12 protein-coding genes are annotated in these 11749 nt (G+C 71.5%); 6 read left to right on the top strand and 6 right to left on the bottom strand.

The genetic code is table 11. The features are described from left to right. Positions 1–53 precede the first annotated feature (53 nt). Entirely contained in the window at positions 54–1898 is a 1845-nt protein-coding gene (locus tag ACFY6U_RS49985; protein ID WP_390049510.1) for a serine/threonine-protein kinase, read from the bottom strand. 209 nt (positions 1899–2107) lie between these two features. Here ACFY6U_RS49985 and ACFY6U_RS49980 point away from each other — a divergent pair, with 209 nt between their 5' ends. The 5 genes from ACFY6U_RS49980 to ACFY6U_RS49960 all read left to right on the top strand — a co-directional run bounded on the left by ACFY6U_RS49980 (position 2108) and on the right by ACFY6U_RS49960 (position 8010). Further along, on the top strand, positions 2108–3466 hold the full coding sequence (locus tag ACFY6U_RS49980) for an aspartate aminotransferase family protein (RefSeq protein ID WP_390049508.1): 1359 nt from the start codon (positions 2108–2110) through the stop codon (positions 3464–3466). A gap of 248 nt (positions 3467–3714) precedes the next feature. Then, positions 3715–4416, top strand: a complete 702-nt coding sequence (locus ACFY6U_RS49975; RefSeq protein ID WP_390049506.1) for a GntR family transcriptional regulator — start codon at positions 3715–3717, stop codon at positions 4414–4416. Beyond that, positions 4413–6833 carry a dolichyl-phosphate beta-glucosyltransferase gene (locus ACFY6U_RS49970; protein WP_390049504.1) on the top strand — a complete coding sequence of 807 codons (2421 nt, stop codon included), beginning with the start codon at positions 4413–4415 and terminating at the stop codon, positions 6831–6833. The genes ACFY6U_RS49975 and ACFY6U_RS49970 overlap by 4 nt, the downstream gene beginning before the upstream one ends. Before the next feature lie 78 nt (positions 6834–6911). Continuing rightward, on the top strand, positions 6912–7562 hold the full coding sequence (locus ACFY6U_RS49965) for a hypothetical protein (RefSeq protein WP_390049503.1): 651 nt from the start codon (positions 6912–6914) through the stop codon (positions 7560–7562). Between the two features lie 181 nt (positions 7563–7743). Then, the gene (locus ACFY6U_RS49960) at positions 7744–8010 is read left to right on the top strand and encodes a hypothetical protein (RefSeq protein ID WP_390049501.1); all 267 of its coding nucleotides are present in this window, start codon (positions 7744–7746) and stop codon (positions 8008–8010) included. Positions 8011–8123: 113 nt separating this feature from the next. Here ACFY6U_RS49960 and ACFY6U_RS49955 read toward each other — a convergent pair whose 3' ends face one another. The 5 genes from ACFY6U_RS49955 to ACFY6U_RS49935 form a co-directional block, all read right to left on the bottom strand. Continuing rightward, complete coding sequence (locus ACFY6U_RS49955; protein WP_390049499.1) at positions 8124–8570, bottom strand: hypothetical protein; 447 nt, start codon at positions 8568–8570, stop codon at positions 8124–8126. After that, entirely contained in the window at positions 8567–8833 is a 267-nt protein-coding gene (locus ACFY6U_RS49950) for a hypothetical protein (protein ID WP_390049497.1), read from the bottom strand. Before ACFY6U_RS49950 ends, ACFY6U_RS49955 begins: the two co-directional genes overlap by 4 nt. 28 nt (positions 8834–8861) lie before the next feature. Next, entirely contained in the window at positions 8862–9083 is a 222-nt protein-coding gene (locus ACFY6U_RS49945; protein ID WP_390049495.1) for a hypothetical protein, read from the bottom strand. A 311-nt stretch (positions 9084–9394) separates the two neighbouring features. Then, the gene (locus tag ACFY6U_RS49940; protein WP_390049493.1) at positions 9395–9817 is read right to left on the bottom strand and encodes a hypothetical protein; all 423 of its coding nucleotides are present in this window, start codon (positions 9815–9817) and stop codon (positions 9395–9397) included. A gap of 80 nt (positions 9818–9897) precedes the next feature. Continuing rightward, entirely contained in the window at positions 9898–10626 is a 729-nt protein-coding gene (locus ACFY6U_RS49935) for an SDR family oxidoreductase (protein WP_390049491.1), read from the bottom strand. Positions 10627–10728: 102 nt separating this feature from the next. Here ACFY6U_RS49935 and ACFY6U_RS49930 point away from each other — a divergent pair, with 102 nt between their 5' ends. Next, positions 10729–11577 (top strand): LysR family transcriptional regulator, encoded by an 849-nt coding sequence (locus tag ACFY6U_RS49930; RefSeq protein ID WP_390049489.1) that lies wholly within the window; start codon positions 10729–10731, stop codon positions 11575–11577. Positions 11578–11749: the final 172 nt, after the last annotated feature.

The following is an 11749-nucleotide window of genomic DNA, read 5'->3' as shown; positions in this document are numbered from 1 at the left end:
TCGCCCGCACTGTTGTTCGCCGAACGTTCAACTACCCCGTGTCCGGCGGCAGTTCACTCCTTGCTGTAGGTCAGGCTCTCGTCGCCGCCCTTCGTCACGCGCTTCAGCTTGCCGCCCGGGAGCAGGGTCACCTCGGTGGCCTCTCCGGCGGTGCACGACGAACGGGGCTTGCCCGCCGTGACCGTGGACGGGCCGATCTCCAACGGACCGTCCGAGCCCGGCTTTTCGGCCAGCTTCGCCGCGAACTCGCAGTGGTAGCCCGGGCCGTCCGCGACCAGGGTGAGGACCGTGTCGCCCACGGCACCCTGGCGGATGGCCAGTTCGCGGGTGTTGTGACCGGTGTCGTTGTCTATCGAGGTGACCCAGGTGCCGAGGAAGCCGCTCGGAACGGTGCCCTTGGGGGCGGCCGAGGAGGAGGGCGGCTCGGTGGGCGACGGCTCCGCGGCGGTGGTCGGGGCGGTGGCCGAGGGAGCGGCGGTGGTCCGGCCGCCCGCCTTGGCGTCCGTGCCGTCGTCGCCGCCGCTGTTCATGAGCGCGTAGACGGAGCCGCCCGCGGCCAGCAGCACGATCAGGGCGACGGTGACGAGGAGGGCGGTGGAGCGGGCGGTGCGGCGGGGCTCGTCGGCGGGGAGGGGGTCGTACAGCGGGGGCGGCGGGACGGGCGGGTAGATCTGGGTGGGGTCGGGGGCGGGCTCGGGTGCGGTCGCGGTGTACGGGTTGTACGGGTTGTACGGGTTCGGCGACGACTGCGGGTGCTGGTGGGGTTGGTTCGGGTAGCCGTAGGCCGGGTGGGCGGGGGCGTGTTCGGGGGACGAGGCGTTGTGGGGCGACTGCGGGTCGGTGGGGGCTGATCGCGCCCCCGCGGCGGCAGCCGCAGATTCGACACCGCCCCGCGCCCCTCGGGGAGTTGGCCCCTGCGCCCATTGATTCGTCGCCGCGGCCGCGGTTGCCGGGGCCTCGTTCAAGGCCCCGTAGACCGTCGGGTCCTCCACCTCCAGCAGCTCCACCGCGTGGCGGCCCAGTTGCGCCACCAGTGCCCCCGGCAGCCACGGGTCTCTCGACCGGCCCTCCCAGACCGTGTCGCCCGCTCCCGTCCGGGACAGGATCGCGTCCAGTGACGGACGGGCCGCGGGGTCCTTGCGCAGGCAGTCGCGGACCACGTCGGCGATGTCCTCGGGGAGGCCGGAGAGGTCGGGGTCCTCCTGGGCGATCCGGAACATCAGGGCGTGTGCGCCGCCCTCCGTGGAGCCGAAGGGAACCCGGCCGGTGGCCGCGTAGGCGAGCACCGAGCCGAGGCAGAAGATGTCGCAGGCCGGGGTGATCCGGTCGCCGCGCACCTGCTCGGGGGCCATGAAGCCGGGCGAGCCGAGGAGCGAGCCGGTCTGCGTGAGCCGCTCGCCGGGCAGTGTCTCCAGCGCCCGCGCGATGCCGAAGTCGATGACCCGGGGCCCCTCTATGGTGAGCATCACGTTGGACGGCTTGAGGTCCCGGTGGACGATCCCGGCCGCGTGGATGTTGCCCAGCGCGTGCGCAAGCCCGGCGGCGAGGATGCGCACCGACCGCTCGGGCAGCGGCCCGTGGTCGTGCTCGACGACCCGCTGGAGGCTCGGCCCGGCCACATAGCCGGTGGCCACCCAGGGCACGGCGGCCTCGGTGTCGGCGTCGAGCACGGGCGCGGTCCAGAACCCGCCGACCCGCTGGGCGTTGCGGACCTCCTGCCGGAAGCGCGCCCGGAACTCCTCCTGCGCGGCCAGCTCCGCCCGCACCAGCTTCACGGCGACGGTACGACCGCGCTCCGACCGGGCGAGATACACGTGCCCCATGCCGCCCGCGCCCAGCCGCGCCAGCAGCCGGTAGCTCCCGATGTGCTGCGGATCCCCCGGCCCCAGCTTCTCCATGGCAGATCCGCCCCTCGCTCACACTTGTGATCGAGCCGAGAATAATGCGGCCCTTCCGGGGATCGCGCAGTGCCATGTCTACGGTTACGTAACAGGGACCGACCGCGGGCCATGTCCCCAGGCTGTGGACAATCTGTCGCGGAATCCCCCTGGCCACGGAACAGGTCGCCGATACCGCTCCGGTGCCGGCCGCTCCTACGCTCCCCAGCATGACCCCTCAGCCCAATCCCCAGGCCGGCGCCGCCGTGAAGGCGGCCGATCGTGCGCATGTCTTCCACTCCTGGTCCGCGCAGGACCTCATCGACCCGCTTGCCGTGGCCGGCGCCGAGGGGTCGTACTTCTGGGACTACGACGGCCGGCGCTACCTGGACTTCACCAGCGGGCTCGTCTTCACCAACGTCGGGTACCAGCACCCGAAGGTCGTCGCCGCCATCCAGGAGCAGGCCGCGAAGATGACGACCTTCGCTCCCGCCTTCGCCGTCGAGGCGCGGTCGGAGGCGGCACGGCTGATCGCCGAGCGGACGCCCGGGGACCTCGACAAGATCTTCTTCACCAACGGGGGCGCGGACGCCGTCGAGCACGCCGTGCGGATGGCCCGGCTGCACACCGGGCGCCCGAAGGTGCTGTCCGCCTACCGCTCGTACCACGGCGGCACCCAGCAGGCGATCAACATCACCGGCGACCCGCGCCGCTGGGCCTCCGACGGCGCCGCCGCCGGGGTCGTGCACTTCTGGGCGCCCTTCCTCTACCGCTCCCGTTTCTACGCGGAGACCGAGGAGCAGGAGACCGCGCGGGCGCTGGAGCACCTGGAGACGACCATCGCCTTCGAGGGGCCGGGGACGGTCGCGGCCATCGTGCTGGAGACCATCCCCGGCACCGCGGGGATCATGGTGCCGCCGGCCGGGTACCTCGCCGGTGTCCGGGAGATCTGCGACAAGTACGGGATCGTCTTCGTCCTGGACGAGGTGATGGCCGGGTTCGGGCGGACCGGTGAGTGGTTCGCCGCCGACCTGTTCGGGGTCGTACCCGATCTGATGACCTTCGCCAAGGGGGTGAACAGCGGGTACGTGCCGCTCGGCGGTGTGGCCATCGGCGAGAAGATCGCCGAGACCTTCGGCAGGCGGCCCTACCCGGGTGGGCTGACGTACTCCGGGCACCCGCTGGCCTGCGCCGCGGCCGTCGCCACCATCAACGTGATGGCGGAGGAGGGGGTCGTCGAGAACGCGAAGCGGCTGGGGGCCGAGGTGGTCGGACCCGCGCTCGCCTCGCTCGCCGAGCGGCACCCGAGCGTCGGCGAGGTCCGCGGGGTCGGCATGTTCTGGGCGCTCGACCTGGTGAAGAACCGGGAGACCCGGGAGCCGCTGGTGCCGTACAACGCGGCCGGGGAGGCGAACGCGGCGATGGCCGCGTTCGGGGCCGCCGCGAAGAAGCACGGGCTGTGGCCGTTCGTGAACATGAACCGGACGCATGTCGTGCCGCCGTGCAACGTGAGTGAGGCGGAGCTGAAGGAAGGGTTCGCGGCGTTGGACGCGGCGCTGAGTGTGGCCGACGAGTACACGGTGGGTTGAGGCCGGGTTTTGGCTGCGGGTGCGTGGGGGCTGGTCGCGCAGTTCCTACCCCCGGCCTTCGGCCGGGGGTACGCCCCTTGCGGGGCGCTACAGCACAGGACGCTCACAGGATCCGTAGAAACGACCCACGGGTAGCTTCGCGGACACGGAAGGAGTACACGCGGAACCCGAACGCGTAAGGTGGCGTGCTCGTACATGTACGTGTAAGCGAGCACGTCACCCGAACGCGTGAGGAGAGGGACCCCACGATGCCCGGCAACGGCGCTGTGACCCGCAGTACCCTGCGCCAGCAGATCGCGGACGCGCTCCGTGACGAAGTGCTCGCCGGGCGGCTCCAGCCGGGCCGGGAGTTCACGGTCAAGGAGATCGCCGAACAGTACGGGGTCTCCGCCACCCCGGTCCGCGAGGCGCTGGTCGACCTGTCGGCGCAGGGCATCCTCGACGCCGACCAGCACCGCGGGTTCCGGGTGCCGGAGTACACGCTCGCCGACTACCGGGGCATGATCGAGGCCCGCAGCCTGGTCACCGACGGCATGTTCCAGGCCCTCACCGACGGCCTGCACCCCGCCTTCAAGGACCCCGAGGAGCCCCGGGTCTCGGCCGCCCTGGCGGCGGTCCGGCGGCGTGGCGAGGAGGCGCAGCGCGCCGCGGCCGCCGGTGACCTGACCGTCCTCATCGGCTACGACCTCCGGTTCTGGCGGGAGCTGTCCGCCCTGTTCGGCAACCCCTACCTCGCCGACTTCCTGCACCGGCTGCGCGTGCAGTCCTGGGTGTGCGCGGTGCGGCATCTTCGTCGGCTGCCCGATCTACGCGGGTATCTGTGGTCCCGGCACACCGAGTTGGTCGACGCGCTGTCGCGCCGGGACACGGAGGCCGCCCGGGGGATCGTCGCCGCGTACAACACGCACTCCCTCGCCCTGATCGAGCGACTGGCGGAGAAGGACGGATGACCGCGCCCACCACCGTCGACCTTTCCGTCGTCATCCCGGCGTACAACGAGGAGGAGCGGCTCGGCCCGACCCTCGACGCCGTCACCCGCTACCTCGCCGACAACGAGAGCCGCTTCGGTTCCTGGGAAGTGATCGTCTCCGACGACGGCTCGACGGACGGGACCCGCGAGGTCGCGGCCTTACAGCACCCGCACGTCCGGCTGGTCACCGCCGACCGCAACCGGGGCAAGGGCAACGCCCTGCGGCTCGGCGTCGCCGCCACCTCCGGCGGCCGTGTGCTGGTCACCGACGCCGACCTCGCGGCGCCGATCGAGGAGCTGGAGCGGCTGGACAAGGCGCTCAGCGAGGGCGGCGCCGCGGCGATCGGCTCGCGTGCGGTGCCGGGCGCGGAGATAGCCGCCCACCAGCACCGGCTGCGCGAACTGCTCGGCCGCGCCGGGAACCTGCTGATACGCGCCACCGCCGTGCCGGGTCTCAGGGACACCCAGTGCGGGTTCAAGCTCTTCGACGGCGACCTGGCCCGCGAGGCCTTCGCCGGCTCCCGGCTCGACGGCTGGGGCATCGACGTGGAGGTCCTCCAGCACCTGCACCGCGCCGGCCACCCCGTCACCGAGGTCCCGGTCCGCTGGAGCCACCAGCCCGGCTCGAAGGTGGGCCCGCTGGACTACCCGAAGGTCCTCGCCGACCTGGCCCGGCTGCGGCTGCGCCGGCTGCGCCCGGCGGACCTGCTGGTCCCCGTCCTCTTCCTCGCCCTCTCCGTCGCCCTCTACTCGGGCCGCTTCTTCGACCCGGACCACCGCTACCTCACCGACTCCCTCCAGGACCAGAACCAGTGGGAGTGGTTCTTCGCGGTGACCGCGGACAACCTCGCGCACTTCCGCAACCCGCTCTTCTCCGACTTCCAGAACTTCCCCGACGGCGTCAACCTCATGGCCAACACGGTCATGCTGGGCCTGTCGGTCCCCTTCGCCCCGCTGACCCTCATGGCCGGTCCGGCCGTCTCGCTCTCCGTCTGCATGGCGCTGGGCCTCGCCGCGACCGCCGTCGCCTGGTACTGGCTGATCGTCAGGCGGGTGGTACGGCACCGGGCCGCCGCCTTCGTCGGCGCGGCCCTCGCGGCCTTCGCGCCGCCGATGGTCAGCCACGCCAACGCGCACCCCAACTTCGTGATCCTGTTCATGATCCCGCTGGTCATCGACCGCGCCCTGCGCCTCGCCACCGGCGCCCGGGTCCGGCGGGACGGGATCGTGCTCGGCCTGATGGCGGCGTACCAGGTCTTCCTGGGCGAGGAGCCGTTCCTGCTGGCGGCACTGGGGATGACCTTGTTCGCCCTCGCCTACGCGGCCGTACGCCCGCAGGTGGCGAAGGAGGCATGGCGCCCGCTGGGCAAGGGCCTGCTGATCGCCGGGGCGGTCTGCCTGCCCCTCGTCGCCTTCCCGCTCCACTGGCAGTTCTCGGGCCCGCAGAGCTACCACAGCGTCCTGCACGGCGACAACGCCGGAAACAGCCCCCTCTCCCTCCTCGCCTTCGCCGAACGCTCGATGCTCTACGGCGACGCCGGCCGCGCCAACGAGCTCTCCCTCAACCCCACCGAGCAGAACGCCTTCTACGGCTGGCCGCTGGTCCTGGTCGCCTTCGGGATCGTCGTACGGCTCTGGGAACGGCCGCTGGTCAAGGCGCTGGCGTTCACCTCGGTGGCCGCGGCCGTGCTGTCCATGGGCCCGGAGATCCGCATCCCGCTGACGGAGACGGTGTATCCGGGACCCTGGGCGCTGGTGCGGAGGTTCCCGCTCTTCGAGTCCGTCATCGAGGGCCGGGTGGCGATGATCTGCGCCCCGGCACTGGGCATCCTGCTCGCGCTCGCGGTCGAAAAGGCGCTGGCCACCCGCCGCCTCGGCGCCCAGTACTTCGGTCTGCTGGCGGTCGCCCTCGCCCTGCTCCCGATCGTCCCCGCCCCGCTGAAGTCCGAACAGCGGGAAGCTGTCCCGTCGTTCATCAGCAGCGGGATGTGGAAGTCGTACGTGGGCAAGGGCGAGTCCCTCGTCCCCCTCCCGCTCCCGGATCCCGGCTACGCCGAGGCCCTGCACTGGCAGACCAGCGCGGGGCTCGGCTTCAAGCTCCCCGGCGGGTACTTCAACGGCCCCTACGGCGCGGACCGCACCGGCATCTACGGCGCCGTCCCGCGCTACACCTCCAGCATGCTGCGGGACGTCCGCTACTCCGGCAAGGTGCCGGTGATCGGCAAGAACTGGCGGGCGCAGGCGAAGAAGGACTTCGCGTACTGGAAGGCGGGGGCCCTGGTGGTCGCCCCGCAACCCAATGACGAGAAACTACGACAGGCGGTGGAGGCCCTGACCGGAAAACCCGGTAAGTGGACCGGTGGGGTCTGGGTATGGGACCTGCACGAGGGGAGCTGACCGGCGCCGCACGGACTACTCTTCCCTGACCACCTAGCTGAGCACCTGCTGTGAACGCGCTGATATGAGGAGCCCTCTTTGGCCTGTGACCTCTGGCTGGTACCGCTCGTCGACGTGTTGTGCCACACCCCCGACAATCCCTTCGCCGAGGAACTCGCGCAATACAACAAGGTGCTCGCCGAGGCCGGGCTGCCCCCGGTGCCGGTGTACCAGTACATGCCGGGCCTGTCCGGCGAGGTCGCCCCGGTGGCCGGCTTCGACTACGACGCGCTCCACTTCCTCCGCCGCGCCTACCTCCTCCAGGTCTGCGGCCTGCCCGTCTCCCCCGTGGACGACCTCGGCGGCGACTACGAGCAGCTCCTGGAGATGTTCGAGTCGACGGCCCAGCAGTCGCACCTGGTCTGGCACTACGACCACGCGGGCGCCTACGTCCCGGTCGACTTCCCGCGCCCGCTCTCCAGTGACGAACTCCTCGCCAGCGGCGGCCCGCTGGGCTCCTCCCACGCCCTGCTGCGCGAGCTGGAGTACGTCGCCCCGTCGATCGGCATCGACCCGGCGAACCCCCCGACCCCGCCCCAACCCCCGGCCGCGCCCACCGACTTGGAGGAACCGGCGGTCCCCGCCCCCTACGACCCGAGCCCGTTCGCACGGGAACGGCACGTGTGGCTGGGCCTGCACGCGGCGGCGACCCGCAGCCTGGCCCAGGGTTCGATGATCGTCTTCAGCTGACGCCAAATCACGCTGATGACACATCACGCTGACGGCCGGTCACGCTGACGACCGGTCACCCGGATGCCGGTCACCCCATATGGCTCCTCCGAAGAGCGCGGCGAGCGATGTCGATCTAGCCTCCGAATTGAGCGCTTATCAGTTCATATGACCGCGCGCTCTCATCAGCTCGAGGAGGAACATGCGCAAGCTTCACAAGGCAGCTGTCGCGATCGCCATCGTCGGTGGCGTCGGCTTCATGGGCACCGTCCCGGCCACCGCCCTCACGGCGCAGCAGCACGCGTACGGCGGTCACGGCGGTGGCTGCCGGTCCCACGACTTCAACCTCGACATCCTCGGCAACGTGGGCATCGCCAACGGGCTCGCCGGCAACCTCCTCAACGGCGAGGGCAGCCCGGGCGCGCAGTTCACCGACCTCGGTTCCGACTGCGGCCGCGGCGACTGGTAGGCCGTCACGCACCACTGAAGCGGCCGTGAGCCGCGTATTCATCTCTGTGTGAGTGAAAAAGGCTCCGGACCGTCCCCGGTCCGGAGCCTTGGGGTGTGCCGTCGGGACCGCGGTCAGCCCTGCTCGACGATCCTGATGGTGCGGATGCCCGTGCCCCGGTACCGCATCGGGGTCCTGGTCAGGACGGGACGGCCACGCGGCCACTCGACGGTCGGCAGGGCGAGGTGCAGCACATGGGCGCCGCTCCAGTCCGGCTCGTCCTTCCCCTCCTCCGGCTCGCCGTTCGCGGCACGCAGCCGCTTGCCCACAGCGGTGGCCGCCGCGAAGTCCAGCCCCTCGATGTTGACGGACGGCAGCGCACCGACGTGCTCCGCGACCCCGGCCCGCTCCCGCTCCGCGGCGGCCAGGCTCACCGCGGGGATGTAGACCCGCAGCGCGGCGTCCTTCTCCGCCTCGACGACCAGCCGGGAGGTCATCCTGTTACCGGCGCCGAGCGCCAGGGCCGCCGTGTCGTCGAAGATGACGGCACGCGGCAGCGGGTACCGCTCCTCCTCGGTCACTGGACCTCCCCGATACGCCCGGACTCGATGTCGGCCCACAACTTCTCGCCGGCCTTCTCGTCCTCTTCCGTGTAGGGCCGCCCGAGGAAGTGCTCCTCGACGTAAGCCCTGGTCTCCTCGTACCGCTTGCGCAGCTCTTCCTTGGTGGGCGTGGTTCCGGCCAGCTCCGCCACGAGGTCCCGCATGCTCATCCCGCGCTCCCGGGCAAGCTCCTGGAGGCGGTCACGGACAGCGGGGTCGACCTTGATCGTGGTGTCAGCCATGAGGACAGTATACCGTCGGTATACCACCTCAGGGCGTACGAGTGGTGACAGTCAACGACGTTCCCTTCTCTGCTTTCCAGGCCGCCACAGGGCGAACTTTTTGCATTTCACCCGTCGGTGAAGTGGATTCGTACGGCCTCTCGAACACCTCGCAGACCGTCGAGTACTGCCGGGTGACCGGGTCCCGCCACACCACCCGCCGCAGATAACCCCGTTCCTCCAGCTCACACAGGGAGGCGACGACCGACATGCACCCTTCTCGGCGCCGTTCGGCGAGGATGCGCTCCGTGATCCAGGAACCGTCGGGCAGCCCCAAGAGGTACGTCAGTACGCCTACCGCACCCCAGGACAGACGACGGTCCCCGAAACGAGTGCGGGCAAGGGCTGCGAAGGCGCGCACGGGCGCCATACGATGAACGCGCATCGGAGGGCTGTCTCCAGGTGTCGAGCCCCCGGGTGTTGGCGCACCGCGGGGGCGATCTGTTGATCGTGACTCTAGGGCCCCGCAAAGCGGCGAGCGCAAGCCGCAATCCCCTATTTCTGGCCGTTTGTTGACGTTTTTCACTCCGGCGAGTGAAGCGCGGAACGCAGCAGTCGCGTGTGCACGAAACGGCCGTGCGCGGTCGGCCGGTAGCGCCACGACAGCGGCCAGGTCATGTCGTCCAGCGCGGGAACCGGGATGTACGACACCCGCGCCGGAACCGCGGTCAGCCTGGTCACCTCCGCAGGCCAGGGCAGGTGGTCCGTACTCCCGGCCGGCACCAGGAAGTACACACACCGCCGCCCACTGGCGACCTCGATGACGGGCCCGGGGTCACCCCCGGTCATCTCCGCGAGCCGGTCGGCGAGCCGCCGCCCCCACTCCCCGTCGTCCACCCCGACTGCGTCGAACTGGACCCCCGCTTTGCGGAGTTGAACGACCACGACGGCGAAGACCACCCTGAGGGGCCCGCCCTGCGCGGGGCGCGACGGTGGAAGGCTCATGCTCCCAATCTCGTCCCCGCCCGGGTGTCCCCGCCTGAGTAGAGCTACTCAACCGGGATGAGCTCGTACCTCGGGGTGAGTCACCAGGGCACCTCCCCGTCGTCGTCGAAGAAGCGGCCGGTCGGGCCGTCGTCGGGCAGGGTGGCGAGGCGGATCGCGGTCGCCGCGCCCTGTTGCGGGGTGCGGTGGCCCTGGAAGCCGTTGAGGTCGGTGGCGCAGTAGCCGGGGCAGGCGAGGTTGATCAGGATGTTCGTGTCCTGGAGTTCCCTGGCGTACTGGACGGTGACGCCGTTGAGGAACGTCTTGGACGGCGAGTAGGCGACGGCGATCGGACCCATTTCGGCGCCGGGCGCGGTCTGCCGGGTGAGGGAACCGACACTGCTGGAGACGTTGACGATCCGCGGGGACGGCGAGCGGCGCAGCAGCGGCAGCATCGCGTTGGTGACGCGGATGACGCCGATGACGTTGGTCTCGACGGCCTCCCGTACCGTCGCGAGGTCGGCGGTGGTCGGTGTCTGTGCCATGCCGCCGGTGACACCGGCGTTGTTGACGAGGGCGTCGAGGTGTCCGGCGAGGTCCTCGACCAGCGCGGCGGCCGCGGTCACGCTCGCGTCGTCGGTGACGTCGAGCGGCACGCCGAACGCGTCGACGCCGGCCGCCCGCAGCTTGGCCACGGCGGTCTCCCGGCGCTCCGGGTCGCGCGCGCCGACGCCGACGCGCCAGCCGAGGGCGCCGAGGCCGGCCGCGATCTCGTGTCCGATGCCCTTGTTCGCGCCGGTGACCAGCGCGGTCTTCTGCTGTTCGGTCATGCTTCGATCCTGTCCGGGGCCGGGGCGTATGGGCCAGGACCGATCGGGTGGGCAGCGATACCGCAGGGGTATCGATCCCGGCCGGATCGGTAGCATGGAGGTGTGGAGACGCGGGAGCTGCGGTACTTCGTGGCCGTTGCCGAGGAGCTGCACTTCGGGCGGGCGGCCCAGCGACTCGGGATGGCGCAGCCCCCGCTGTCGCGGGCGATCAGCCGGCTGGAACGGCGGCTCGGGGCGACCCTGCTGGAACGCACCAGCCGCGCGGTCCGCCTGACCGAGGCGGGGTCGGTGCTGCTGCGGGAGGCCCGGGCGGCGCTGGACGCGGTGGCGGCCGCCGAGCAGCGCACCCGGCGCGCGGCGCTCGCCGCGTCCGGCCGGCCGGGCGTGGTGCTGGCCACGAAGGCGGGCGCGTCCGGCGAACTGCTGGCGAAGATGCTCGACGCCTACGCCGCCGAACCGGGCGCGGTCGCCGTCGATCTGCTGCTGTGCGGGGTCGGCGAGCAGGAGCGGATGCTGCGTGACGGACGGGCCGACGTGGCGCTGCTGCACCTGCCGTTCGATTCCGCGGCGGGCTTCGACACCGAGGAACTGCTGACGGAGGGCCAGGTGCTGGTGGTGCCGGCCGGGCATCCCCTGGCCGTCCGCGAACAGGTGCGGACGGCCGAGATCGGCGAGCCGGCCGGGCTGCCCCTGGCGCGCTGGCGGGGCCGCGACGGCAGGTACCCGCAGGGTCCCGGTCCGGAGGTCCGGGACCAGGCCCAGCTGTACCAGCTGATCGCGCTGGGCCGTGCCTGCTGTGTCGTGCCGGAGTCCGTCCGGGCCCAGCTGCGCGAGGACCTCGCCGCCGTACCGGTGGTGGACGCGCCGCCGGTCACCACCGTGATCGCGTGGCCGCCGCACAGCCGCTCCCGGGCCGTCGCCGGCCTGGTCCGCGCCGCCACGCAGCTCTGAGTCCGGGGTCCGTCAGGCCGACGGCCGGGGACGGCTTCCGCCGGGAAAAAGTGGTGGGCCCCCCCCCCGGGGGGGGGCCCCCCCCGGGGGGGGGGGGGGGGGGAGGAATACCGGCGGGCGCCCCGCGTCCGCATAGAGGTTGTGGGGGCCGAGGGCCCCCGGGGGGTGGTGG

It is taken from the genome of Streptomyces sp. NPDC013157 (assembly GCF_042899865.1).
In the GTDB taxonomy this organism is placed as follows: domain Bacteria; phylum Actinomycetota; class Actinomycetes; order Streptomycetales; family Streptomycetaceae; genus Streptomyces.
This window is presented reverse-complemented; position numbering and strand designations above follow the sequence as displayed.

Excerpts from the sequence above, each read along its gene's own strand:
- ACFY6U_RS49985 (WP_390049510.1), bottom strand. The coding sequence starts at position 1,898 with ATGGAGAAGCTGGGGCCGGGGGATCCGCAGCACATCGGGAGCTACCGG.
- ACFY6U_RS49980 (WP_390049508.1), top strand. The coding sequence starts at position 2,108 with ATGACCCCTCAGCCCAATCCCCAGGCCGGCGCCGCCGTGAAGGCGGCC.
- ACFY6U_RS49975 (WP_390049506.1), top strand. The coding sequence starts at position 3,715 with ATGCCCGGCAACGGCGCTGTGACCCGCAGTACCCTGCGCCAGCAGATC.
- ACFY6U_RS49970 (WP_390049504.1), top strand. The coding sequence starts at position 4,413 with ATGACCGCGCCCACCACCGTCGACCTTTCCGTCGTCATCCCGGCGTAC.
- ACFY6U_RS49960 (WP_390049501.1), top strand. The coding sequence starts at position 7,744 with ATGCGCAAGCTTCACAAGGCAGCTGTCGCGATCGCCATCGTCGGTGGC.
- ACFY6U_RS49950 (WP_390049497.1), bottom strand. The coding sequence starts at position 8,833 with ATGGCTGACACCACGATCAAGGTCGACCCCGCTGTCCGTGACCGCCTC.
- ACFY6U_RS49945 (WP_390049495.1), bottom strand. The coding sequence starts at position 9,083 with ATGTCGGTCGTCGCCTCCCTGTGTGAGCTGGAGGAACGGGGTTATCTG.
- ACFY6U_RS49940 (WP_390049493.1), bottom strand. The coding sequence starts at position 9,817 with ATGAGCCTTCCACCGTCGCGCCCCGCGCAGGGCGGGCCCCTCAGGGTG.
- ACFY6U_RS49935 (WP_390049491.1), bottom strand. The coding sequence starts at position 10,626 with ATGACCGAACAGCAGAAGACCGCGCTGGTCACCGGCGCGAACAAGGGC.